The organism is Cyclobacterium lianum (assembly GCF_900143075.1).
Lineage (GTDB): Bacteria > Bacteroidota > Bacteroidia > Cytophagales > Cyclobacteriaceae > Cyclobacterium > Cyclobacterium lianum.
Window position 1 is genome coordinate 101,953 of the sequence record NZ_FRCY01000011.1, and the last position, 25,853, is coordinate 127,805.

At 45.9% G+C, this 25,853-nt stretch carries 22 protein-coding genes; 14 read left to right on the forward strand and 8 right to left on the reverse strand.

The window, feature by feature from the left end:
- The first annotated feature begins 10 nt into the window (after positions 1-10).
- From gcvH to BUB19_RS16835, 4 genes are all read left to right on the forward strand, one after another.
- Positions 11-388 carry a glycine cleavage system protein GcvH gene (gcvH, locus tag BUB19_RS16820; protein ID WP_073095914.1) on the forward strand — a complete coding sequence of 126 codons (378 nt, stop codon included), beginning with the start codon at positions 11-13 and terminating at the stop codon, positions 386-388.
- A gap of 48 nt (positions 389-436) precedes the next feature.
- Entirely contained in the window at positions 437-775 is a 339-nt protein-coding gene (locus tag BUB19_RS16825; RefSeq protein ID WP_073095916.1) for a VanZ family protein, read from the forward strand.
- Between the two features lie 72 nt (positions 776-847).
- The gene (locus BUB19_RS16830) at positions 848-1,522 is read left to right on the forward strand and encodes an energy transducer TonB (protein ID WP_073095918.1); all 675 of its coding nucleotides are present in this window, start codon (positions 848-850) and stop codon (positions 1,520-1,522) included.
- 83 nt (positions 1,523-1,605) lie between these two features.
- The gene (locus BUB19_RS16835; RefSeq protein WP_073096032.1) at positions 1,606-1,965 is read left to right on the forward strand and encodes a DUF2237 family protein; all 360 of its coding nucleotides are present in this window, start codon (positions 1,606-1,608) and stop codon (positions 1,963-1,965) included.
- Positions 1,966-1,983: 18 nt separating this feature from the next.
- Here BUB19_RS16835 and BUB19_RS16840 read toward each other — a convergent pair whose 3' ends face one another.
- Genes BUB19_RS16840 through BUB19_RS16850 form a run of 3 tightly spaced genes read right to left on the reverse strand, consistent with a single transcriptional unit; the run spans position 1,984 to position 7,414 of the window.
- Complete coding sequence (locus BUB19_RS16840) at positions 1,984-2,862, reverse strand: YicC/YloC family endoribonuclease (RefSeq protein ID WP_073095920.1); 879 nt, start codon at positions 2,860-2,862, stop codon at positions 1,984-1,986.
- An 18-nt stretch (positions 2,863-2,880) separates the two neighbouring features.
- The gene (locus tag BUB19_RS16845; RefSeq protein WP_073095934.1) at positions 2,881-6,327 is read right to left on the reverse strand and encodes a biopolymer transporter Tol; all 3,447 of its coding nucleotides are present in this window, start codon (positions 6,325-6,327) and stop codon (positions 2,881-2,883) included.
- A gap of 31 nt (positions 6,328-6,358) precedes the next feature.
- Positions 6,359-7,414, reverse strand: coding sequence for an NAD(P)/FAD-dependent oxidoreductase (locus BUB19_RS16850; RefSeq protein WP_073095936.1), 1,056 nt, complete (start codon positions 7,412-7,414; stop codon positions 6,359-6,361).
- 56 nt (positions 7,415-7,470) lie between these two features.
- On the opposite strand from BUB19_RS16850, the gene BUB19_RS16855 reads away from it, so the two are divergent.
- From BUB19_RS16855 to BUB19_RS16875, 5 genes are read left to right on the forward strand one after another with little or no spacing between them, the layout of a single operon-like run.
- Positions 7,471-8,124, forward strand: coding sequence for an MBL fold metallo-hydrolase (locus tag BUB19_RS16855; RefSeq protein WP_073095938.1), 654 nt, complete (start codon positions 7,471-7,473; stop codon positions 8,122-8,124).
- Complete coding sequence (gene pssA / locus BUB19_RS16860) at positions 8,121-8,825, forward strand: CDP-diacylglycerol--serine O-phosphatidyltransferase (RefSeq protein WP_073095940.1); 705 nt, start codon at positions 8,121-8,123, stop codon at positions 8,823-8,825. The genes BUB19_RS16855 and pssA overlap by 4 nt, the downstream gene beginning before the upstream one ends.
- A complete protein-coding gene (gene porU, locus BUB19_RS16865; RefSeq protein WP_073095941.1) occupies positions 8,809-12,069 on the forward strand; it encodes a type IX secretion system sortase PorU in 3,261 nt (1,086 codons plus the stop codon). The genes pssA and porU overlap by 17 nt, the downstream gene beginning before the upstream one ends.
- Positions 12,066-13,283 (forward strand): type IX secretion system outer membrane channel protein PorV, encoded by a 1,218-nt coding sequence (porV, locus tag BUB19_RS16870; RefSeq protein ID WP_073095942.1) that lies wholly within the window; start codon positions 12,066-12,068, stop codon positions 13,281-13,283. The genes porU and porV overlap by 4 nt, the downstream gene beginning before the upstream one ends.
- Positions 13,280-14,557, forward strand: a complete 1,278-nt coding sequence (locus BUB19_RS16875; protein ID WP_073095943.1) for a M16 family metallopeptidase — start codon at positions 13,280-13,282, stop codon at positions 14,555-14,557. Before porV ends, BUB19_RS16875 begins: the two co-directional genes overlap by 4 nt.
- Position 14,558: 1 nt before the next feature.
- On the opposite strand, the gene BUB19_RS16880 is transcribed toward BUB19_RS16875, so the two are convergent.
- Complete coding sequence (locus tag BUB19_RS16880) at positions 14,559-15,515, reverse strand: glycosyltransferase family 2 protein (protein ID WP_073095948.1); 957 nt, start codon at positions 15,513-15,515, stop codon at positions 14,559-14,561.
- A gap of 91 nt (positions 15,516-15,606) precedes the next feature.
- Between BUB19_RS16880 and BUB19_RS16885 the strand changes: the two genes are divergently transcribed.
- On the forward strand, positions 15,607-16,203 hold the full coding sequence (locus BUB19_RS16885) for an IMPACT family protein (RefSeq protein WP_073095949.1): 597 nt from the start codon (positions 15,607-15,609) through the stop codon (positions 16,201-16,203).
- Here BUB19_RS16885 and BUB19_RS16890 read toward each other — a convergent pair.
- Entirely contained in the window at positions 16,196-16,798 is a 603-nt protein-coding gene (locus BUB19_RS16890; protein WP_073095950.1) for a 3'-5' exonuclease, read from the reverse strand. The two genes, BUB19_RS16885 and BUB19_RS16890, sit on opposite strands and share 8 nt — an antisense overlap.
- Complete coding sequence (nhaC, locus tag BUB19_RS16895) at positions 16,795-18,279, reverse strand: Na+/H+ antiporter NhaC (protein ID WP_073095951.1); 1,485 nt, start codon at positions 18,277-18,279, stop codon at positions 16,795-16,797. Before nhaC ends, BUB19_RS16890 begins: the two co-directional genes overlap by 4 nt.
- A gap of 190 nt (positions 18,280-18,469) precedes the next feature.
- On the opposite strand from nhaC, the gene BUB19_RS16900 reads away from it, so the two are divergent.
- Together BUB19_RS16900 and BUB19_RS16905 are read left to right on the forward strand one after the other, a co-directional pair.
- Positions 18,470-18,949, forward strand: a complete 480-nt coding sequence (locus BUB19_RS16900; RefSeq protein ID WP_073095952.1) for an Mpo1 family 2-hydroxy fatty acid dioxygenase — start codon at positions 18,470-18,472, stop codon at positions 18,947-18,949.
- Between the two features lie 112 nt (positions 18,950-19,061).
- The gene (locus BUB19_RS16905) at positions 19,062-21,077 is read left to right on the forward strand and encodes a monovalent cation:proton antiporter family protein (RefSeq protein ID WP_073095953.1); all 2,016 of its coding nucleotides are present in this window, start codon (positions 19,062-19,064) and stop codon (positions 21,075-21,077) included.
- Positions 21,078-21,266: 189 nt separating this feature from the next.
- Here the strand turns inward: BUB19_RS16905 and queA are convergent, their stop codons facing one another.
- The gene (gene queA / locus BUB19_RS16910; RefSeq protein WP_073095954.1) at positions 21,267-22,316 is read right to left on the reverse strand and encodes a tRNA preQ1(34) S-adenosylmethionine ribosyltransferase-isomerase QueA; all 1,050 of its coding nucleotides are present in this window, start codon (positions 22,314-22,316) and stop codon (positions 21,267-21,269) included.
- Between the two features lie 117 nt (positions 22,317-22,433).
- Here queA and BUB19_RS16915 point away from each other — a divergent pair, with 117 nt between their 5' ends.
- On the forward strand, positions 22,434-23,678 hold the full coding sequence (locus BUB19_RS16915) for an ABC transporter permease (RefSeq protein WP_394333885.1): 1,245 nt from the start codon (positions 22,434-22,436) through the stop codon (positions 23,676-23,678).
- Between the two features lie 25 nt (positions 23,679-23,703).
- Here BUB19_RS16915 and recA read toward each other — a convergent pair whose 3' ends face one another.
- Entirely contained in the window at positions 23,704-24,759 is a 1,056-nt protein-coding gene (gene recA, locus BUB19_RS16920; protein ID WP_073095957.1) for a recombinase RecA, read from the reverse strand.
- Between the two features lie 174 nt (positions 24,760-24,933).
- Between recA and BUB19_RS16925 the strand changes: the two genes are divergently transcribed.
- Positions 24,934-25,743, forward strand: a complete 810-nt coding sequence (locus BUB19_RS16925; RefSeq protein ID WP_073095959.1) for a DUF3108 domain-containing protein — start codon at positions 24,934-24,936, stop codon at positions 25,741-25,743.
- Positions 25,744-25,853 lie beyond the last annotated feature (110 nt).

The following is a 25,853-nucleotide window of genomic DNA, read 5'->3' on the forward strand; positions in this document are numbered from 1 at the left end:
CTGACAACAGATGAATTTTCCGAAAGAAATACAATACACAAAAGACCATGAATGGGTCAGCCTGGATGGTAACGTCGCCACCGTAGGTATCACTGATTTTGCGCAGAAAGAATTGGGAGATATAGTTTTTGTGGAGGTGGATACGGTAGGCGAAAACCTGGAGACCGGCGATGTTTTTGGCACCGTAGAGGCTGTAAAAACCGTGTCCGATTTGTTTATGCCTATCTCCGGTGAAGTGCTGGAATTGAATGAGCAATTGGAGGACTCCCCAGAGCTGGTCAATGACGATCCGTATGGAGAAGGGTGGATGATCAAAATAAAGATTGAGGAAGGCGCGTCCTTATCTTTGCTGTCTGTAGAAGAATACCAGGCCGTCATCGGACAATAACTCGTTTTGAAACACCCTGTTTTGCCTGCTGTGATCTGGTCGCTTGGCATGGTTTATGCCCTATTTAGCCCGGGAAGCGAAGTACCGGAATTACCGAAGTTCTATGGCTCAGATAAACTGATTCATTTTGGGATGTTTTCCGGTATGGCATTTCTTTGGAACAGGGTAATCAGGCAAAGATTAGACGAGAGAGAGAAGAAAAATTCTAAAATTTTTACTAATTATTTAGTTTTTTGGATTTTTATTGCTATCTTTACAGAGTACCTGCAAATAATGGTTCCGGGCAGGTCATTCGACTACCTGGATATAGTGACGAATATTATGGGAGGAACTATCGGAACAATAATTTTTGTTTACCTGAATAAGAAGGGTAGCATTCTTGTATAAATAAAAATTATTTGTTATGATTGTTACTTGTAATTTAGAAAACCGAATCAACAAATAAAAAGGAGTTATAACATGGAAGCTAAAAAAACACCTAAAGCTGACTTGACCAAGAAAACGGGCATGTTCCTGAATCTTGGCCTGATGGTCAGCGTCGGTCTGGTGCTGTTTGCCTTCGAGTACAGGTCTTATGACGATGGCCTGTTGAAGGACCTGGGATCGATAGAAGATGATTTTGAAGAATTATTAGATATTCCGATTACGGAGCAACCACCGCCACCACCACCACCAGTGGAGCAGCCTGAGATTAAGGAAATCCCTGATGAGGTGGAAATAGAAGAAAAGATCGAAGTTAACTTTGACGTTGATGTTCAGGAAGAGACTGTGATCAAGGAAGTAGAAATTACTGAAGCTCCCGTTGAAGAAAAAGCAGAAGAGATCTTTGATGTGGTAGAGAATATGCCTACTCCTCCGGGTGGAATGGAAGGTTGGAACAAGTACTTGTCCAAAAACCTCAAATATCCCACTCAGGCCAGAAGGATGGGTATAGAAGGTACCGTTTACGTGGTCTTCGTGGTAAACACAGATGGTTCCATCCAGGACGTAGATATCCTGAGGGGTATCGGCGGCGGATGTAACGAGGAAGCCATGAGGGTGGTCAGAAACGCCCCAGCATGGGAGCCTGGAAGACAGCGTGGTCGTCCGGTAAGGGTAAAAATGAGATTACCGATTAGATTTAAACTGAGTTAAGTTAACTAAATATTTTATTCCGATAAAAAAGCTGTAGATCCTTATCTATAGCTTTTTTTGTTTTAATGAGAAAATTTCATCCAATGGCAAATAATGTTTTTGGACAACCCCTGACTCCCTGCTGCTTTAAACCCATGACCGGGTTTTACCGTGATGGGTACTGCCGCACCGGACGGGGAGATATGGGTACCCACACCGTCTGCGCGGTCATGACCGAGGCTTTTCTGGAATTTAGCCAATCTGTAGGAAATGATCTGAGTACACCCAGACCGGAATATGATTTTCCTGGTTTAAAGCCAGGAGATCAATGGTGCATTTGTCTGACCAGATGGGTACAGGCCTATCATGCCGGAGTGGCACCTAAGGTAGTGCTGGAAGCCACCCACGAAAAAAGTCTGGAACTTATCGATTTGAAAGAATTGATAAAATTTGCAGCCAGGTGATTCCTTTCCTGTAAAGGCTCAAAGGATATTCAGTGCCTGTTCTTTGATTTTTTCAAGCTCGTCTTTCATGGCGATCACATGGTGTTGAATAGCTGCGTCGTTGGCTTTAGAGCCAATGGTGTTGATCTCTCTTCCCATTTCCTGACTTACGAACCCCATTTTCTTACCTTCAGAGCGACCGGAATCCAATACATTCGCAAACAATTTGAGATGGGCATCAAGTCGCACGATTTCTTCCGAGATATCCAGTTTTTCAAAATAGTAAATCAGCTCCTGCTCAAACCTGTTTTCATCAAAGGCCTGCTCCTTGACCCATTCCGAAAAATTATTTTTAATCTTGTTTACCAAACGTTCCTTCCTGCGGGGTAGCAGCTCCTGGATATGATTCAGACTGGCTTCGATTGATTCCAGACTTTCACGGAATTTGGTCAGCAGCACCTCTCCCTCTTTGCGGCGAAAATCATCGCAATCTGCAATCGCTGCAGACAATACCCCTTTTACTTTCTTCCAGGATGCCTCTGCATCCGATTTTTCATTGTTAGACAGGATTACATTTGGAGATTGTAAGGCCAGCTTAAACAATTCCGATGCACTGGCTCCGACAGCATCGGCCATCTCTCCATATTTCCTATAATACTTTTCAAACAATTCATCCTGGATCAGGATAGGCAATTCATCCTCTTTTTTCGAAAGGAAATCAATAGTAACATTCACTTTTCCCCGCTCCAGCACAGCAGATATCATAGTTTTAACTTCCGTTTCCTTATCCGAAAATTGCTTAGGAGTCCTAAAACTTAAATCAAGAAATTTGGAGTTGAGGGTTTTGATTTCAACCTGTATGGCATAATCCTGATCCTCGTAGCTTGCCAGGCCAAAGCCTGTCATTGATTTTATCATGTCAAAGGGGACTGTTAATTAAAAATTATACCCCAAAGTTACATAAAATCTGGTTTTTTCAACGGAATAATTCCGAATGGGCCTTGCCGCATCTACCTTGACATAGTAATTAAGCAATACCGTCCTGATCCCTGCACCGTAGCTCTGAAGCCAGGGGTTGTTGAAATTATTGAGGGTGATAACAAACGGAGACCCTTCTGTATTGATGACCTCGGTATTCTGATCGTTTACCCGCTCCCAGGGAGCCGAGTTAGTCCAGGCAGAGCCCGCATCATAGAAACCAACAAGTTGAAAGTTTCTGACAAAGTTTGACGTTATATTTCCCCGGGACAAATAGGAAAATAAGGGTATCCTCAATTCAGCATTGAAAGTAATCACATTATTCCCTCTTATCTCATCGTAGTCGAAACCTCTGAGGTCTACAAATTCGGCAAACAAAAGATTGGAGTTTTCCACTCCTTCCTCATTTCGCACCGGAGATACTTCCGGGCGGTTGGTAGGAGGCTGATGAAACTGGTTAAAAAGCCAGTTGTCCATTCCACCTACCAGGTATTTTTGCGGATTATTGCCATAAAATCCCCCTGCAAAAAGCCTGGTAGCCAGGGTAATGTTTTTATGGATTTTTTGGTAATTCCTGAAATCAAGGTAGACATTACTGAAGGAGCGCTCGGAAAGATTCAGCCCCTGGTAATGCACCAAACCGATTTTTCCTTTCAAACCTTGTTCCATATATAATCCCAGTTGCCTGGTCTTGTCTACCACCAGTTCAGCCCGTGCTCCGGCAAAATTAATATCCAGCCTGCTTTGGGGGCCATCTCCACCTCTGAGAATAGAATCAGGATTCAGGTTAAAATATTGTGATTTGGCTACAAATGGGGACAGGCTTATTCTGGTGTTGACTGACAATGGGTACGAAACCCCTATTTCAGATTTGGTAAGCACGTACTTTTGCTCATTCAAATCCCCTTCGTCCCTCATAAGTGACCTCCTGTCAAACCGGCCCCTAAAATCCAGCCGGTATTTCAGGTATTCGTATTCGAAATAAATATCTGACCCGGAGCTAAAATCCATCGCAGTCATGACCCCTCCTTTGATGGAATGGTTGTCCAGCAGATCGGTCATTCGCCCATTCAGATTGATGCCAAACCCGCGCAAGGGGTCCACCACAAAAGAGGTGTTTAAACTGGTTGTAATGAACTGGGGTATATAATCCCTTGGCCCCTGCACTCTTTTGACCATATTTTGTTGTCTGAAGGCATCCAGGATGTTGCTTCTCCTTTCGGCGAGGGACACATCTTCCTGTTCATCCTGTACAGACTGCTGGCCATACAGGGAAGGGATCGTATCGAAAGTATAATTGTCGGTATCCAATCCCCCTTCTCGTTCAAACCGCAGTCTTTCTACATTTATCGCACCGGTCATAGGAGTTTGATCCGGAGCGAGGGTATCTGCCATAACGGCTTCCCCGGCCTCCCGCGCCAGGACTGACGTATCTTGCTCTACGCCTCCAAGCATCAGCCCCTCCAGATTGATACCTACCAAACTGGTATCAGCTTCGCTTATCTGAGGCGCTATTTCTTCCTCACTTTCGTCCTCACTGGCTGATTCCGCAATTGTCCCGGTTTCCGGCTCCTCCTCATCTTCATCTTCCCGTTGGATTCTGCGATTGGATATCCGTTCATTGAGCATTTTTGCTTGCTTCAATTGAATTCTTGGGGTACTTGGTGTAAACTGGTCCATATTGGGAAAGGTTTCCAGCACCAACCTGCTCTGCCGTCCATCCCGTACAGCATATGCCCATTTGTTGTTTTCAACATCGTAATCAAAGGACTCCAGGCTTTTATTGAATGCAGAAACCTGGCTGGAGATATTGCTGCCCAGCCCAAGCCGCATGATGTTTGCGATACCACTTTGTTCACTGAGATGCAGGATCGTGGCATTGTTTAATTTTTTTGGAAGCAGATTAATGTGATTCAGATTGGTCAACCGCTCCTCTGAGATCGTGTCTCCCAGATTGAGCTGAAACAGGTTGTAATAATCCGGAAGGTTATTCACATCAATTACCCCTGTCATCAGACTGTCCGGCAGATCAGTTTTATTTGAGGAGTAGATAATGGTAGAATCATTGAGATAAATGGGCGTGCGGTCATCAAAGACATCATTGGTGATCCTCCTGCCCTGCCCCCGCATATTTAGCGTGTATATGTCGGTTTGCCCGTTGTTAATGGCAGAAAGCACCATGGTCTGACCATTGGGTGCAAAGTCCAGACCAAGGATCTGTGTGATATTTCTCAGGAAAATCTTATCCTGGCTGCTGCCATCAATTGCCCGCATCCTGAGGGTAGTGACGCCTCTTTTGAATGTGGCAATCACCAGATTAAGCGTATCTCTCCAGGCAATGGCCGGGCTTGTATAGTCGGCATCCTGCTCGTAAGAGGAATAGCCTCCACGCAGGATCACACTCTCCCTGCCACTGACCAATTCCCTGACCTTAACCCTAAACTTCCCTTCTGTATTCTGGATGTAGGCAAGGTGCTTGCCATCCGGGCTGAAGTTCAACCCTGAAATGGCACCAAACTTATTTTTGGGTGTAGATACGATGACATTGCTCTCATTGACGTCTTTAAAATTCTGGAATACATCCTTATTGATGTCGGTATAAAACTTCTGCCATTCACTGGTGAAATCCCTGAACCGTCTGCCCAGTGTATTGGAAATACTGTTTTCTTCATTCCTATTGATCCGGCTCAGGTTAAGAATGCTCGAGATATACCGTTTGCCATATTTTTCTACAATGTAGTTCCAGATTGACTGACCTACCAGGCCTGCTTCTTCGTTTTGTAGCTTAAACAGTTTTGGGTTTTCGTTATCCCGCAAATAGTGGCGGACGAAATCGTCCATTTCCCGACTCCAGCCTTTGGCCAGGTAGAGGGCTGCACCATCGATAAACCAGTCCGGAAAGTTATTCACCAGGTTTGCCTGAAAGGCGTCGGAGATACTCGAACCATACAGCATTTCCTCGATGATGATTTTTGAGGTATTGTAGAGCAAATCTGTCTTGAATGACTCCCATGATCCTGAATAAGCTACTTCTGCCAGTAGCTTGCTGAAAAAGGTCTGTCCGTCTACAGTAAAATTGTTGTTGTTGAGATTCAGGTTGCTCTCAAGCAACTCCTGATTGGAATTATAAATAAAAATCTTAGGTTTGGTGTAGGCTACATATCCGATGGACTGGGTCAGGTTATCAAATTCTCCCTCCAAAAAATCGATGGCTCTTCTCGCATTCGTTTGTCCGCCATCGTAATAATACACCTCAAAATTATTGGAAGTAAAATAGTACCAATCCTTATCTTTGTGCTGAATCCGGTTTTTTCCAAACCTTTCCTGATCAAATTGTGCCAATAAAGAGCCACTATTACCACAAAAGATCAGTAACCAAATAAGTGCTAGATTTTTAAGTCTCATTTACCTGCCTTAGTAATTATTTGCCAATATCTTAAATATACTTAAAAAAACGATTTATGTTCACTTCTTTTTGAGGTTCCTCCCCTGAATGCAAAAAATCAACCATTTTCCTACTGAAATAGGGCGCTAGCGAGACACCTTTGGCACCGAGTCCTCCGAAAAGGTAAACGTTTTCCTCTGAAGGATGTTTACCGAGTATGGGCCGCCTGTCAGGTGTTGCCGGCCTTACCCCTACCTGATGATGCAAAATTTCCAGTACCTTTTCCGGTATCAGTTGCCGGAGTTTGTCCAGAATTTCCTGCCTTGCGGCGGCAGTAGGCTCAAGGTCTATATTTCGGTTGTCGTAGGTAGCTCCTACTTTTCCCAGTCCATTTCCCAAATCGATCCGAAACACTCCCCTATTGATAATTTTGCTGGAGTAAAAATCCTGCCTCAGGGTCAGGATCTCTCCTTTTACCGGGGCAAACGGTAGCCAGTCAAAAAATCCCTGATCCTTTGCCCGTATACCGTTCGTAAAAATCAAACCTCCTGCAGTAAGGTCCTGGTATTCCCAATCACCATCTTTGCCCCGTTTCAACTGATTCCTGGAAAACACCGCTTCCGTCATCAATCCTTGTGATTTGGCCCATGTCCGGTATGCCTGAAGCAGTACCGGGATGTCTACATAGCCTGCTTTTTTTAACAGAAGTCCCCCCATGCCATCATTCACACCGGGAAATTGGGGGCCTGTAAATACCTCTTTGATAAAACCTTCAAATTGATCGTCGGCACTTTTTGCCAGCCATTCATTTTGCTCCTCAAAGGAAATGAATGGTCGGAAAATCCCCTGAGGATGCAGCAATTTTTGGTTTAGAAAACCTTCCATCTCCTGATAAAACGGCTCTATTTCTGCAAACAATATATCTGCCATCCAGGTTTTTATCATTTTTCTTCCCGTTACCGGATTGTACAACCCAGCCGCCACCCTACTGCTGGCGGAGGGATGTGCATCATCGATGAGGTGCACAGTGTATCCGGCCCTGAAGAGCCGGTAAGAGAGTATTGTTCCCGCCAGGCCCTGTCCTATCAGTAAAAAATCTGCTTTCATGCCTGAAATTAAATCATTCTTTGTTATTTTGAAGCTGAATCCGCAATCATTTTACCATGCTACAAATTAAATCCTTTACATTCAATCCCTTTGCAGAAAATACCTATGTCCTTTATGATGAAACCGGTGACGCACTGATCATTGACCCGGGCTGTTATGAAAAGCAGGAAAAAGGGTCATTGTTTGACTTTGTAGCGGACAAGGAACTGCAACCGGTAAAACTGATCAATACCCATTGCCACATTGATCATGTTCTGGGAAATGCCTTCGTCAGGTCTACCTACGATATTCCCCTCTGGTACCACAAAGAAGAGGAAGCTATTTTGCGTGCTGTAAGCAGCTATGCCCCTAACTATGGTTTTGCCCAGTATCAGGACAGCAAAGCAGACCACTACATCAAGGAAGGGGAATGGATCAAATTTGGAAACCAGCAATTGTTGTGTATCTGGGTTCCGGGCCATTCACCCGGGCATCTGGTATTTTACGAGGAGAAAAACAGGATTTGCATCGGCGGTGATACCCTGTTTAAAGGTAGCATCGGCAGAACAGATCTACCCGGTGGTGATCATGAAACCCTTCTCAGTGCAATAAAAACCAAGCTTTTCATCCTTCCTGATGAGGTGATCGTCTACCCGGGACATGGCCCGGAGACAAGCATAGGTGAAGAAAAGAAAAACAACCCCTTTGTAGGTAAAAATTCTTCAGTTTGAGTGTAATAAGACATATCCCCAATACCCTCACCTGCCTGAATCTGTTGTCAGGTATGATTGGAATCCTCTACGTGGTGCAGAATGGCCCTTATTATGGTTTCTATTTTATTCTTGCCGCAGCAGTTTTTGATTTTTTTGATGGTTTTGCCGCACGCTGGCTTAAGGTACAGGGGGAAATGGGCAAACAGTTGGATTCTCTTGCCGATATGGTCACTTTCGGCGTATTGCCTTCCTTCATTGCTTTCTTTTTGATCCAATCGGCAGGAGGACATCCCTTCCTGCCCTATCTGGCATTCCTCATCGGCATCCAATCTGCATTGAGGCTGGCCAAATTCAACATTGATGAGCGGCAGGAAGACCGGTTCATTGGCCTGCCTACTCCTGCCAATGCCCTGTTTTTTTCTACACTGCCCCTGCTTGCAGCCGGAGAATCGTTTTTTGGTGAACTGCTGCAAAACCCCTGGTTGCTGTCAACCATTAGCGTTTTGTTTGCGTTATTACTTACGGCTGAAATACCGCTGATAGCGTTAAAATTCAAGGATTATAGCTGGAAAAACAACTTGTTTCGTTACCTGTTGGTTTTGGTATCTGCAGGAAGTCTCGCTTTTTGGGGCTGGGCAGGGATACCTCTGGCGGTACTCGCCTACATCCTGCTTTCATTGATAAATAACCGATTCGAAAAGAATGAGGGGAAAACCTGATCTTGCGACAAAATCACCATTGATCATTCTGATCTTTCTGTTGGCCGGTTCCCCCCTTTTTTCCCAGCAATTCCTCAAATTTCCCATCAGCAGCGAAGGGGTGTACCGGCTCAGTCAGGAGCAGGCTAGTGCCTGGGGCCTTGGAGACCTGGACCAAATCAGCATATTGGGTGTGCCGGGCATGCTGCCTCAAATATTGGACAGCACTGCCTTTGAATGCAGGGAAGTGCCACAGAAAAGGATAGGCAACAGCCTGTATTTTTTCCTGGCTCAGGCAGACCAGATACAAATGACCGAGGGTAAACCCAGCCTGACCCCACACGTTTTTACAGATACCCTTTACTACCTGATACAGACCGGCAGCGCACCTGAAAACCAGGTCAGGACCAGTGCTACCGCTTCGGTTCGTGAAACCGGTACTTTCAGCAATCCGCCTTTATTTCGCTACAGCCATTTCAAAATCGAAGAAGACAACCTTTTGACTTCCGGAAGGGACTGGTATGGCTACCGGACCTTTTCCAACAACAGTAAAACCATAGCGCTTCCCAAACCTGACGTACGCCCTGATGGTAGGGTAGTGATAGTTTCGGAAGTTCTTTCCCAGTCCTTTGGCGAAAGTGTTTTTCGCTTTGCCCTTAACGGGGAATCCATTGGCGAAATTGCTTTGCCTTCCATTCCTGACAGCAGGTATGCCATCAAAGGACGGGAGGCGACTTATGCCACACAGGCTGCCTTCCCCGAAAGCGGTGATCAGCTAAGCTTCAGGTTTACATATCTGTCTACCAATCCCAATGGCGCTGGTTTCCTGAAATATGTGCTGCTCGGTTTTCCCTATACCGGCCGGGAATGGGAACCTGGAGTTTACTACAACCCCTCCGGTGCTACCTTTTTCGCCAATACCGCGTTGATGCATTTTTGGGATATCAGCAGGTTTTACGAAGTGAAGGAAGTGGAAGCCAGTCCCGGGCTGCCTCTTCAGGCTGAAAAACTGGTTGTTTTTGATCCTGAACATACGGCGGAAATTCCACGCCCCGAAGCTGTAAGAGACCGCTCGCAACTCATTTCAGGTTATCCTGAATTACTCATCATCAGCCCGGACTACCTGATGTCTCAGGCACAAAGGCTGGCCGATTTCAAAAACAACCTGGGACTGCCTACCGCTGTGGTAGGTTTGCAGGATATTTACGACACATATGGCTACGGCAACCCCGACATTACCAGCATCAGAAACTTTTTGGCCCAGCAGTGGCAGGAGGGCAGAACGCTGAAAAACGTGTTGCTTTTTGGCAAAGGGACATTTGACTACAAAAATAAATTGGGGGGACGACCAAACCTTGTCCCCACGTACAGCTCCCGAAACAGCCTGAATCCACTGACCACTTATGGATCTGACGATTATTATGGCTTTTTGGAGCTGGGGAAGGGGCAATGGGAAGAAACAGACAGCGGAGATCACCTGCTCGACATTGGTGTAGGACGAATCCCCGCAATAAATGTACGTGAAGCTGCGATTGCCGTTGACAAGATCATCCACTACCAGAGCAGAAATGAGGGCCAATGGAAAAGAAGACTGCTCTTTGTGGCTGATGACGGGGACAATCATATCCACCTGGATGATGCCGAAAATCACAGTTCCTATCTGAACAGACAACATCCGGAGTTTGAAATCAGAAAGCTGTACCTGGATAGCTATGCGCAACCGCATGGAGAAAATCGGCAGACCGCACCGATGGCCAGGGAGGCACTTGCCAGGGAATTGCAGGACGGACTGCTACTCGTCAACTATATTGGCCATGGAAACGAACTGACCTGGGCAGCGGAGAATCTATTCAGTGCCAGTGATATCGCTGACTGGCCTGACTCAGATCATTACCCGATTTTCGTCACCGCTACCTGTGAATTTGGACGGCATGACAGTCCCTTTATCCGCTCCGGTGCAGAAGAGCTTTTGTTTGCCCTTAACAAAGGGGCCATCGCGGTATTGACTACCGGTCGACCTGTATTCAGCAGCGTAAACTACGCGCTTAACAAAGCATTTATTGAGGCCGTATTCAGCGAAAACGGAAACCTGAGCCTGGGAGAAATATTTAAACTCACCAAGAACAACAGTCTCAATGGTTCCCTGAACAGAAATTTTTCACTGCTGGGTGACCCCTCCATCCACACCGATCTCCCTGACCTGGATAGCAAAACCACTTCATGGCGATCTCTTACCACCAGCATGGAGATCGATACCCTGGCCGGATTGCATCAATTGGCTTATTCCGGGGAAATTCAGGACCCTCTCACCGGGGCCAGGATCAATCAATTTGACGGGGATTATGAGATAAGGATCGAAAGCTATCCGCGCAAAACCCAAACCCTTGGAGACGAAAGCCCTCCTACCTCCTACCTGAGTTATAACCAGGCTTTATTCAGGGGAAAGGGAAAGGTGAAAAACGGTTTTTTTCAGGGTGAGCTCATGTTGGGAAAACTGGACACCAATGCTGTAGTCACAGGCAGGATAAAGCTTTATGCCGTAGACGATAACCGGGAAACAGAAGCGTTTGGCGGTATGGATGTTCCTCTGGGCTTAGATACGGGTTCCATTACCCCGGAGCATGAAGGTCCGCACATGGAAGTGGCTTTTTACGACAGTCTGGCAAACCCAACGGTCATACCCTCACGGCAGAGCAATGTCTGGCTGTTTCTGAGAGATACCTCCGGTATTCTCATTGATCGGCCAGAAGGCATTCACTACCGGCTAAATGGCGGGGAACCGGAATCGCTTACGGACCGATATACAGCCCTTGCCGGCAGTTTTCGCCAGGGTTATGTCAAATTCATGATCGAGGACTTACAGGAGGGCAAAAACCGGCTGGTTTTTGCTGCGAAGGATCTTCAGGGAAACGAGCGGCAATTGGTGAGTAATATTGAGGTCAGGGGAAGTTTGCAGATGCAACTGGAGGAGGTTTTGCCTTTCCCCAATCCTGCATCGGAGCAGGTGGGATTCAGGGTCACCCATAACCGTCCCGGAGAAAATTTAATTTTGAAATTGAATGTATTTTCTAACTCCGGAGGTGAAATATTTTCATTGCAACGGCGTTTCCCAAAAGCTGAACGGTCGTTAAAGGACATTCAATGGATATTTTTACAAAGCAAAACCAAATATCCGGCAAAAGGAACTTATCTTTACGAAATCAATCTTCAATCTGAAGAAGACGGTGCTTCAGAAAGAAAGGGGGGCAAAATTATTATTCAATGAAAGTGAACACAAAAATTCTTCTAACACTAACTTTTTTATTGGCTTTCACTGTAGTTCAACTGGAAAGTCATGCACAAATTTCTATTCCACAACTTTCCGGGCAGGACCAAAACAGAAGGGTGATCATTACCGCAGTACCCTTTCTTAATTTTGCTCCGGATAGCAGGCATTCGGCCATGGGCGATGCCGGAGTGGCCACCTCACCTGATGTCAACTCCGCCCATTGGAATGCAGGTAAGCTTGCGTTTATTGAGGATGACATGGGTTTTTCTTTGTCCTATTCTCCCTGGCTGGGACGCCTGGTACCGGACATGTCACTCAACTACCTCACAGGATACAAGCGGATCGATAATGTTTCTGCCTTTGGCATAGATTTGCGGTATTTCAACATGGGCGACATACAGCTGACAGATTCCAGAGGCAATCCTCTTGGGGATTTTAGCCCAAGGGATATCGCCATAGGAGGTACCTATTCCAGGAAATTATCCGACAATCTTTCCCTGGGCATCAGTGCCCGTTTTATTCACTCGAATCTGTCAGGTAACCTGAGTTCCGCCGGGGGTAATGAAAGCAGGCCAGGAGTAAGTGTAGGCACAGATGTAGGTGTCTACCACAGTTCTGAAATCATCCTTTCAGACAAGGAAGCAAATTTCTCCTGGGGCATAAACCTTTCCAATATCGGTCCTAAAATCACATACAACAGTGCAGAAGACCTGGATTATCTGCCAACCAACCTGAGACTGGGGACGGCGCTCAGCATACCCATGGACGAAATGAATACCATTACCTTTGCGCTGGACCTGAATAAAATGATGGTGCCTACCCCACCAGTGTATGAGGTAGATGAAAACGGGCAGCTCGTTCTTGACCCCAATACCAACCAACCGAATATTGCGGCTGGCAGAGACCCTTCGCGTCCTTTGCTAAGCGGGATGTTCGGATCGTTCTTTGATGCTCCAGATGGTTTCGGAGAAGAAATGCGGGAAGTAATGATAGCGTTTGGTACAGAATATTCCTATGATGAAAAATTTGCCGTGCGCGCCGGGTATTTCTATGAAAACCCCAATAAAGGAGGCCGGAGATATTTTACCATGGGTGTTGGATTTAAATTTAACCGTTTGGGTTTTGATTTTTCTTATCTGGTACCTCAGGTACAAAACCACCCGCTTGCAGAAACCCTACGGTTCACATTGTTGTACAACCTTGAAAGATGAGGGTAAACCGAAGCGAGGCACCAGCATTCCGTATTCCAGACCAGATCAACCTAATGCCACCGGAACACCGGACGCTCGCCGGTGGCATTCCTTTGTATTACATGCCCTCACCCAGCATAGAGGCGGTTAAAATAGAGCTGATCTTTCCGGTACATTATTCCAAAGCAGTGCTTGAAAAACCATTGCTGCCATTTTTTATGCTTCACATGGTTCTGGAAGGCACCACTGAGTTGCCATCCGAGGCCCTGGATGATTTTTTTGACTTCCACGGATCCGAAGTAGAAGTGATTTCAGGTTATGAAAGACAGGGTCTTAGTTTGCTGACCACCCGGAAACATCTGGAAAAGGTATTGCCGGTATTCCGGTCCCTGTTTACAAGTGCTACATTTCCTGAAAAATCCCTGGCCAGGAAAAAATCACAGAAAAAATTGAGTATAGGTATACAGCGGGAGCAAACTTCCGCCCGCGCCAACCAATTGATCAGAGCCGCACTTGCAGGAAAAAGCCACCCTTTTGGCTACCAGGCCACAGAAAATGACGTGGACGCCATTAGTAGGGAAGATCTGTTGGAATATTACAGTTTCGGATTTTTATCCCGACCTCAACTATTTGTGACGGGAAATTTGCCAGAGGATTCTATCTCCACCATAGCAAAATCGTTTGAGGACCTACCACTTATAGTACCAAAGAATGATTATTTTCCCGTGTCAAGGACTGCCCGGCACAGGGAAGTGGAAAAGAAAGACGGAGCCCTGCAGTCCAGCATCAGAATGGGCAAATGGATGGTACCAATGGCTCATCCGGATTTTCCGGCTCTATCGGTATTCAATACCTTTCTGGGGGGATATTTTGGCAGCCGCCTTATCAAAAACATCAGGGAGGAAAAAGGCTATACATACGGAATAAATAGCTTTCTGAGCAACCTGTACGGATCAAATTATTGGATGGTAGCCGCCGAGGTGAAGGGTGGCCATGGGGCCGAGGTGATAGAGGAGGTTTACCGGGAAATCGAACTTCTAACCCGAAAACCGATACCGGAGGAAGAAATAGAAATTGTCCGCAATTATCTCTCCGGAGCCCTGTTGGCCAATTTCAGCAGTCCTTTTGATTTGATGGGGCATTTTCAGCAGGTGCATTTTCAGGGACTGGATCTCAGCCATTTCTCCAGACAATTGGATTTTATTAAAAATTTCGAAGAAAAGGACTTGAAGGCCACCGCTGGCAAATATTTTGAAGCAGGCGAAATGCAGGAAATAATCGCCGGAATGGTTTAATTTAAGCCAATTGTTTTTCCCTCCACCAGGTATACCAGCCGGAAAGATCCAGCCTGACCTGCTGCCATAGGCGGAACGCAAAGTAGCCCGGTGCTGGTGGCGGTAGCTTGCTGTAAAGGTCCAGAAAATTCCCCGCCACATCAAAGTTTGCCGATGCAAGTGCATGTTTGGCCTCATGGAGTAGCCTGAATTTCAGCGCTTCCAATTCTGTATTGTCAGCTACCATAAGGTAGATTTTTTCGCATACTCTGAAGGTAGAAGGTAAGAGCACAGAATGCTTCGCCTGATACTGTTGTCTGGAAAGCGAACCCGGCAATTCTCTCTTGTACACCCCAATCTCATCGCCGTAAACAAAATGGTATCTTCTTGAAAGTCTGATCAGTATGTCAAAATCTTCATAGGCAAGTTCTTCATCATAACCGCCCTCCTTCAAAAAGGACCTGGTATCCATGACGAGGGTTGCTGTACTGAGTACATAGCGCTGTACTACCGCAGCAAATACGTCTCCCTCAGGAACCTTTCCGGTATAGATATCCGGATAGAAGGCCTTTTGTGATCCGTCAGGAAACAACAAAGTGGCATTGCTGAAATAAACCTTTGCGGAGGAATTTGTCAAACAAGCGACAGCACGGGCAAGGTGATTGGGATGGAGGTAGTCGTCAGCCGCCAGGTCAACGAGATAATCCCCCCGGACAGATGATACGGCGGCATTGAAAGCTTTGCAATAATTGACTGCCCGGTCATAGAAATGGTACTTCAGCGGAAGCTTTTTCCCATTTCTTTCTATCCATTTCTGAATCTGCGTTCTGGAATCATCCCAGCTTCCATTATCGATCACAAAAACCTCCACTTTTTCATAGGTTTGTGCCAGAATACTGTCCAGAGCCTGGGTGATATACCCCGCCTGATTGTAACAGGTACAAATCACACTGACCAGCGGAAAATTTGGAACTTTCATTTTCTATGGTTGCGGAAGACAAAAGGTTATTTGAAATGCCTAAATTAGCAAATATCCAGTATTCCTCAGAATATGAAGCATAAATAGCGGAATGAACGATACCTTTAACACGATTAAATCAGCAGCTACAGGACTACACAGGGAAAAGGGAAGTAGGTTTTTGTCTTTTATATATCCGGTAGAAGACGAAGCTGCGGTGCAGGAAATGCTTCTTCGGCTAAAGAAAACCTATTACGATGCCAGCCACCATTGTTATGCTTACATATTGGGTAAACACATGGATGTATACCGTGCCAATGATGACGGCGAGCCCCACCACAGTGCGGGTGATCCGATTTTGGGACAACTGCGATCCAATGCGCTTACCAACTGCCTGATCGTAGTGGTCCGGTACTTTGGCGGGACCAAACTGGGAAAAGGTGGTCTGGTACAGGCCTACAAGACTGCGGCTGCAGCAGCCATTTCCGCTGGGGAAATAATTACCAGCACCCTGACAAAAGCAATTGTTATTAGCTTTGAATATGAGGCTATGGGAACGGTAATGCCCCTACTCAATCGCGACGAGTTTAAAATCGTTAACCAGGACTTTGCTGAGGGCTGCCGGATTACATTGGAATGCCGGGAAAACCTTTATCCCGACCTGAAAAGTATTTTGGAAGGTATTCCAGCCGTCGTAATACTCACATAGAAAAGATCTCGTCCAGGTAACCTTCGCTGTACAGTTTCAGGAAGATTTCCAGGCAGGCCCAGGCATCTGTGGCCGCATACAATAGCTGCTTTTCTGTCAGCGCCGGTGCTTCCCAGTTGGAAACCTGCTCGGATTTGGAGATCCTTATTCCCAACACCATGGCACTGAGATTCCTCACCCCTACATTGAGAAAACCCACCCGCTTTAGCTCCTCGTTGAGATCAAAAAATGCGTCGGGCGAAAAACCCGGTGAAATCTTTTTCAGTGCCTTGATATCATCGCGCACGGCAGCGCCAACCTTAACAATGCGTGCACTTTCCAAAACGGCTTTTGCTTCCTCCGGAAAACCCATTTCATTCAATCTGATCAGGTATGCGGTTTTTTTGGTAGCGAGCTGCAGCAGCGCCACATCATGACTTACGCCCCTCCTGAACGCCGGGCGGGTTTCGGTATCAAAGCCCACAAACGATTGAGAAAGCAAATCCTTCTCCATGCGCCTAAGCGATTTTTGATCATTGACAAGGACTATTTCGCCGTCAAAAGCGCCCAATTCCATCCCATTAACTTCCTGTTTACTGATTTTCAAAGGTATCATGCCAAAATTTCTTCTTGCTTGATGTTTTCCATTTCTTCCTCCGAATATTTATTGATGCCCCAATTCATATACCCAAACAAAATGGTCATAAAGGGACTGATGATATTGAAAAAACAATATGGAGCATAAGTCAGGGTAGCCACCCCAAGTACCGAGGCCTGCGTAGCACCGCAGGTATTCCATGGGATGAGTACTGACGTCACTGTAGCGCTATCTTCGAGGGTGCGACTGAGATTTTCACCTTTCAGTCCTCTTTTTCTATAAATATCTGAATACATCCGGCCCGGCACAAGAATGGCCAAATACTGATCTGAGGTAGTGACATTAAAGAAAACGCCGGTTCCGGCTGTAGCGGCTATCAATGAACCCACATCATTTACCTTGCTGATTACGGCCTCAGCGATGACTTTAAGCATTCCACTTACCTCCATGATGCCGCCAAATACCATGGCACAAATAATCAGCCATACCGTATAAAGCATCCCCGCCATGCCCCCAGTCACCAATAGTTCATTAACGATCTCATTGGAAGTTACGATTGCCGTATCTCCGAATAGGGAACCCATTACAACTGTAAATGTCTGGAGTGCCACTCCACCTTCTATCCCGGAAGAAAGTTGTCTGATCACCTCTCCCTGAAAAATCACCGCAAAAACAGCCCCAAGCAAGGCACCCGCCAGAAGCGTCGGAATCGCGGGCACTTTTTTCATGATCAGTACCAGCACCAGCACCGGGACGATAAACAGCCATCCGTTGATGTTAAAACTAGCCGCTATCACCCGGGATATCTCCTCCACCTGTCCTATCGTGCCTGCAGGTTTGCCCCAAAATCCGATAATACCAAAGATCACCAGGGTAATAGAAATGGAAGGCACGGTCGTTTTGACCATGTGCCTGATATGCGTAAAAAGGTCAGTTCCGGCCATGGCCGGAGCCAGGTTGGTGGTATCGGAAAGTGGAGACATCTTATCCCCAAAATAGGCTCCGGAGATAATGGCTCCACCGATGATTCCTTCCCCAAAGCCCAGTGCCTTGCCTATTCCCAGTAAGGCTACTCCCACAGTAGCTACCGTAGTCCAACTGCTTCCCGTAGAAACAGAAACGACACCACAAACCACGCAGGCGGCAAACAGAAAGATCGTAGGATTCAATACTTTAAGGCCATAGTATATCATGGCAGGAACGATGCCGCTGATCATCCAGCTACCTGCCAGCGAACCGATCAAAAGCAAAATCAAAATGGAGGACATGGCCGAAGAAATACTTTTTACCATGCCGTCCTGTACGCTATCCCATTTTACGCCCAGCCGGAATACTGCCACCAGGCCGGCAACACCAGAAGCGATCACCAATACCAATTGATTCGAACCTAACAAACCGTCGGTTCCAAAGACATTGATATTAATGGCCAGAAGGACAATCAGGAAAATGATCGGAAACAGAGCTTCCCCTATGGAAGGTTTTCTTGGAGATCTATTCATGCAGAAATCTTGAAGGCAAAGAAAAGTTTAAAGTTAAAAAAAAATATGAATTAACCAGCTTCGTCTCTGTCTTGCATTTATGAGCCCTGCTGATAAAAAAAGTATTCAAATAAAATTAAAAGGGGAAGTAATTTGCATTGTTAGTATTTTTTTTATTAACTTATTACGAATTATCACATTTATTCGGTCCATGAGAAGAATTGATAATCTGTTAACGGAATATGGTATCAGCCACCGGCACCCGACCAACAAAATCATCCATTGGATTTGTGTGCCTGCTATTTTTTTCAGTATAGTTGGCCTGATCTACAGTATCCCTGCCGGCCCCATGCTCGAATTTGATCCCTTTATCGGCGATTTTGCCAATTGGGCCACTCTGGTACTGCTATTGGTTTTCTTTTATTATTATTCGCTGTCTCCCCCATTGGCTCTGGGCATGTTGTTGTTCTCTGCCAGTTGCCTGGCACTGGCCAATCTACTCAGTTTGATTTTGCCATTCCCTTTCTGGATATTCTGCCTGCTTGTTTTTCTGCTGGCATGGGTGCTGCAATTTTACGGGCATAAGATTGAAGGCAAAAAACCCTCTTTTTTCAAAGATCTCCAGTTTTTATTGATTGGGCCTGCCTGGTTGATGCACTTCATTTACAAAAGGTTAGGTCTCGCTTATTAAATTTTGCCGGAACCCCGCCATCCCCCCAAACAGCCTGCAATTTGGGATCCGCTTATTATTTCTATGATTTATTGACTATCTTGTTAACCGTTAAATTGCAAAAAACGACCTAATGAGCCCTTTTATACTCGCAGCAGCTGAAATACCTCTCTTGTCAGATATCGTGGTAATCTTTGGACTGGCCACGCTGGTAATTCTGCTATTCATGCGGCTGAAGTTGCCCACCATAATAGGGTATTTGCTTACCGGCGCCATAGCCGGACCCTACGGGCTTTCCCTGGTGGATGCCTCCACGGCTGTTGAGGTACTCTCAGAGATCGGTGTGATCCTGCTGCTGTTTGTCATCGGCATGGAATTTTCCCTCAAAAGTCTGATGGCTATCAAAAAGGCGGTATTTATTGGAGGTAGCCTACAGGTAGTTTTAACCATAGCAGTAACCACTATTATTACCTATTTTTTTGGGTACAACTGGAACATTGCCGTCTTTTTCGGCTTTCTTTTTGCCCTGAGTAGTACGGCCATAGTGCTCAAACTGCTTCAGGAAAGCGGGCAGATCAATACGCTGTCGGGCCGCACCACTCTGGCCATATTGATTTTTCAGGACATCATCATCGTTCCGCTGGTTTTGTTTACCCCTATGCTGGCAGGAGAATCAGATAATATACTGCTTTCCCTGTTGTACATGGCCCTCAAGGGAGGTTTGGTGATCATCCTGACCATTCTGGGTGCCAAATACCTGATCCCACAGTTGCTGTACAAGGTAGCCAAGTCAAAAAATGAAGAACTTTTTCTCCTAAGTATTATTGTGACTTGCTTTGCGGTCGCATATGTCACCTCTCTGCTCGGCCTTTCTTTGGGTTTGGGTGCCTTTCTGGCGGGACTGATCATCAGCGAATCCGAATACAGCCATCATGCGACAGGCAAAATTTTGCCTTTCAGGGAAATTTTCCTCAGTTTCTTTTTCGTTTCCGTTGGGATGCTCTTCGACATCACGTTTCTGGTAGACCATATCCTGACCATTCTGGCGCTGGTACTGTTGACCTTTGTGATTAAATTTCTTGTCGTTTCCCTTTCCGTTAAAGCCATCGGCAGCAATTTCAAAGAATCCTTTATCGTGGGATTTTCCATCTTCCAGGTGGGTGAATTCTCTCTGCTGCTGGCCAAGGAGGGTTTAAAGTATGAGCTGCTGGACAATATCACTTACCAGTATTTCCTGGCCATTTCCATTCTTACCATGATCATCACTCCATTTGTGCTGAAAAGGCGGGAAGACCTGGCATGCAGGGTGCTCAATATACCCGTACCCAAAAATTTCAAGGCCAGATTTGGTGACAAAATCGACCTACCCAGTGGGGAGATAGAAACTGACCAACTCAGCGATCATCTGGTTATCATCGGGTTTGGCCTCAATGGCCGCAACCTCGCCAAAGCAGCAAAGCGGGCCAACATCCCCTACGTGATCATAGAAATGAATCCCGAAACGGTAAAAGTAGAAGCTGCCAAGGGAGAGCCCATCATGTACGGAGATGCAGCCAATTCTGTCGTACTGGAGCATGTCAATATCCACAAGGCCAGGGTAGTGGTCATCGCCATCTCCAACCATGAATCTACCAAGGGTATCATCATCAATATTCGGGATGCGACTCAGAATGCCTTTATCATCGTACGGACCCGCTATGTAAATGAGATAGAAGCCATGCTGAAATTAGGCGCAGATGAGGTAATCCCGGAGGAATTTGAAACCTCAATAGAGATATTTACCCGGGTGCTCAACAAATACCTGGTGCCTAAGGGAGAAATTGAGGATTTCACCCATGATGTGCGGTTTCACAATTACGAGGTCTTCCGGACATTGACCAGCGACAACGGCAACACCATCACGCTGGATGTTCCTGAAATCAACTTTGCCGGCATAAAGGTAGAAAAAGACCATGGCGCGTTGATAGGAAAAGCCATCAAAGACATCAATCTCAGGGAACAGGTAGGCATCAACATGGTGGCCATCAAACGGGAAGGGAAGACAAAAACCGAAATCACAGGAAATACCAAAATCAAACTCGGAGATATCGTGTATGTGGTGGGCCGCCCTGAAGCCCTGGAAAAGTTTGAAAAGGAAGTCAGTATCTGAAGATTTTCGATTGATATACCTGACAACCCTGAAAAAACCAGCATATCAAAGGGAGGGCGCTGTCCTGATCTTTCCGGAAGGGATTTCTCACTTTTATCGTTGTGATTCCTAGGCTACCATTCGGGCTAAAGCCCAAAAAACCCGTAGAAATCAGCTCTCTACGGGTTGCTCAACGATAGTACTTGCTACTTAAAGGATCAACATGGCATCGCCATAGCTGAAAAATTTGTAATTCTCTTTGATGCCTTCCTGATAAGCTTTCATGATCAGATCATAGCCTCCAAAAGCCGAAGCCGTCATGAGCAAAGTAGATTCAGGCAGGTGAAAATTGGTGATCAGCGCATTGGCAATCTTAAATTCATAAGGAGGAATGATAAACTTATCCGTCCAGCCGCTGCTTGCTTTCAAGCGTCCGTTTGCGGTAACAGACGATTCAATTGTCTTCAGGGAGGTAGTACCTACAGACACCACTTTTTTCTTGTTGTCCAATGCTTTGTTGACCAACTCTACCGTGCTTTGAGGGATGTCGTAATTCTCAGAATCCATTTTATGCTTGGTCAGGTCCTCTACATCTACTTGTCTGAAAGTGCCAAGTCCGATGTGCAGGGTAATGGGACAAACCTCCACACCCTTGATCTCAAGCCTTTTAAGCAGGTGCTGCGTAAAGTGCAAGCCTGCAGTAGGGGCAGCAACAGCCCCCACATGCTGAGCAAATATGGTCTGATATCGTTCCCGGTCAGCATCAACCACATCTCTTTCGATAAATTCCTTTAATAAAGGTGTTTCTCCCAGCGTGTCTATGGTTTTGTAAAATTCCTCATCAGTGCCATCAAACAGAAACCGAATGGTACGGCCACGGGAGGTGGTGTTGTCGATGACTTCAGCTACCAGATCGCTGTCTCCAAAATATAGCTTGTTGCCAACCCGGATTTTCCTGGCAGGATCCACCAACACATCCCACAGCCTGAGGTCCTGATTCAATTCTCTCAAAAGGAAGACCTCAATTTTGGCCCCTGTTTTCTCCTTATTGCCATATAGCCGGGCAGGAAAAACCTTGGTATTATTGGTAACAAATACGTCTCCTTCACCAAAATATTCGATGATATCTTTAAAAACCCGGTGTTCTATTTTACCTGTATCCCTGTGAACCACCATCAATCTGGATTCGTCCCGGTTTTCAGGCGGGTACAGGGAAACAAGCTTTTTGGGAATTTCAAATTTGAAATCTGATAACTTCATATGAATATATTTTGGAAATAAAGCGTAAACGTAATTATCGTAAAAAATGCAAAGATAATAAGAATTTACCCTTATTCTACCTATATTGTCAAATTGTTTTAAATATTCTGACAATTGATGATACTTAGGCTACTTTGGGAGAGTTTTCGGTTTGCTATGCAGGCCCTGAAATCCAATCTCACCCGTACCATTCTTTCGTTACTTGGAGTCACCGTCGGGATATTTGCCATCATTGCAGTATTCACCCTGGTGGATTCACTCGAACGAAACATCAAGGATAGCCTGACTTTTCTGGGGAGTAATGTGATACGGGTAGACAGGTTTCCTTTTTCCTCAGGTCCGCAGGAGTACCCCTGGTGGAGATATTTCCGGCGTCCTCCCGGCACATATTCTGAATTCACCTTTCTGGAAGACCGGCTAAGCTCTGCCGCAGGAGTCACCATTTTCGCCAATACCCGCACTACTGTCAAGGCCGGAAGCAATGCCTATGAAATGGCCAATCTGGATGGTGTGGTGTACAACCACACCAAGGTGTACGATATTCCTATCCAGGAGGGGCGCTTTTTCACAGAAATGGAAATCAAAGCTTCAAGAAATGTGGCCATAATCGGCGTTAAGATCGCCAATGCCTTGTTTCCCGCCCAGCCACCGGTAGGCAAGGAATTTAAGATCAAGGGTCTGAAATTCACGGTGATCGGAGTGCTTGAAGAAGAAGGCGAAGGACTTTTTGACACGCCCTCAAAAGATGAGGCGCTGATGGTCCCATATGGGGCATTTAACAAGCTTTTTTATGTGGGAAAAAATGGCATTGAACCTACAATAGCTGCCAAAGGAAGAGACGATGACCAGGGATTGGTTGCGCTGGAAAATGAGATGACTGGGCTGTTAAGGGCCAAACGAGGACTAAAGCCGACCGAGGAAAATAATTTTGCCCTGAACAAGTCAGAATTTATTCAGGATGCGGTAGGTTCTATCTTCACCGTTATCTCTCTGGCAGGCTGGGTGATTGGCGGCTTCTCGATTCTGATTGGCGGTTTCGGCATCGCCAACATCATGTTTGTGTCCGTAAAGGAACGAACGGGCATCATTGGCATCCAAAAGTCACTCGGGGCAAAAAATTATTTCATCCTTACGCAGTTTTTGTTTGAAGCCACCTTTCTGAGCCTGATTGGAGGCTTTGCCGGATTACTGATTGTTTTTGGCGCGACATTCATTTCCCTGGGCAATCTGGAAATTATCCTGAGTTTCAAAAACATTCTTCTGGGCATCGGCCTGTCTTCCGCCATAGGCATAGCATCAGGGATAATTCCCGCTTCCATGGCTGCGAAGATGGACCCCGTAGAAGCCATCCGAACCACCTGAATCGGCACCCTAGCTGCCGGGGATTTTATTCCAAATCTTTTACTTCTTTTTTAGCCTTTGCTTTACCTTTCTCTTTGCTGTCCTTGATCAAGCCAGCCTGTTCCTTGATTTTCAATTCCAGCTCTTCCATCAGTTCAGGATTGTCCAGAAGCAGGGTTTTGACGGCATCCCTTCCCTGTCCCAGCTTGTTGCCGTCATAGGAAAACCAGGATCCTGCCTTTTTGACAATATCAAACTCTACTCCCAAATCTATGATCTCACCAACCTTGGAAATGCCTTCTCCATACATAATGTCAAACTCCACCACCTTGAAAGGAGGTGAAACCTTGTTTTTGACCACCTTCACCTTGGTCCTGTTTCCGAGGATATTGTCCGCGCCCTCTTTGATCTGGCCGATCCGGCGTATATCCAGCCTTACAGAGGCATAAAACTTGAGGGCATTGCCTCCTGTAGTGGTTTCGGGGTTACCAAACATCACGCCTATCTTTTCCCGAAGCTGATTGACAAAAATACAGGCACAACCGGTTTTGTTGATGGCTCCGGTTAGCTTCCTCAGGGCCTGGGACATCAACCGGGCCTGCAGACCCATTTTAGAATCACCCATTTCCCCTTCCAGCTCCCCTTTGGGCACCAATGCGGCTACGGAATCGATCACAATGATATCGATCGCTCCGGAACGGATCAGGTGTTCCGCTATTTCCAGTGCCTGCTCACCGTTGTCAGGCTGGGAAATCAGCAGGTTTTCGATATCTATGCCTAACTTTTCCGCATAGGATTTGTCAAAAGCGTGCTCTGCATCAATAAAAGCCGCCAAACCTCCTGCTTTTTGGGCTTCTGCGATACAGTGCATGGAAAGCGTGGTTTTTCCGGAGGATTCAGGTCCGTAGATTTCGATAACCCTGCCTCTGGGTACCCCTCCGATCCCGAGGGCCATATCCAGGCCAAGCGATCCCGTGGAAATGGCGGGGACATCCAGCACCACATTATCGCTCAATTTCATTACGGTGCCCTTTCCGTAAGTTTTCTCCAGTTTATCCAGCGTCAGCTGAAGGGCCTTTAGTTTTTCAGTATTTGCACTCATGGTTTCTATTCGAATCTTTCAATTGATAATGTGAAAGTAAACATTCGCCAGTTCATTACCAACTGCGGATAACCATTGTTTTTGTATTTCGTTATACTAATCTCGGATAGTTTACCCCTGTTTGTTGATAGTCAAAATGGTATGGACTTTGATCGTAACCCATTAAAAAAATAAATGAACCTGTACCTACAATCCTTATTTTTAGCTGTACTGATGCTGCTGCAGGCACCCGAAGATAAAATACCGGCAGCGAGGAAAAACCAGGCCTTCACCACCGGAGAAGAGCTCACGTTCAATGTCAGCTACTTTTTTATCAATGCTGCCGAAGCGAAAATGGTAATTTCAGACCAGGTTCACCATATCGATGGCCGGCCGGCCTATAAAATTGATGTTTTCGGACGAACGCTGAGCATATTCAAACTCTTTTACGTCAAAGATAATTGGGGAAGTTATATCGATACGGCACAGATTGTACCCTTCAGATCATACCGACACATTGAGGAAGGCAACTACAGAAAACACGAAGTAATCGACTTTGACCATCAGGAGCAATCTGCAGTAGTAAAATTGTACGACAGGGAAAATAAAAACCTGACCAAGGTAGAGCGTTTTGATGTGCCCAGAAATGTACAGGACATCGTAAGTGGCTACTACCTGCTGAGAACGATGGACCTTCGGGGGTTAAAAAAAGGGGAAGAGATTTCCATCAAAGGTTTTTTTGACAAGAAAAATTATAACCTAAAATTAACATACGAGGGCATGGACGAAGTTTCTACCGAAATCGGCGATTTCAACACCCATATCTTTAGCCCTACCTTGCCCAGTAATAAACTGTTCAGGGGTAAAAAACCAGTCAAAATATGGATCACTGCAGATGAAAACCGTATTCCTGTGAAAATCAAAGCCAGTATGATGGTAGGCTCCATCAACATGGACATCGTCTCTGCAAAAGGCCTGCTTAACAATAACTTGACGCAAAATTAAATATAAGGTAACAGGTACTGGATTTTTACAAAATATTCTTTGGGATCATCCCAAAACTTTTCCGGATGTAAGTCTGATTTTTTTTATTATCCCTACCTTTGGCTGAAAAA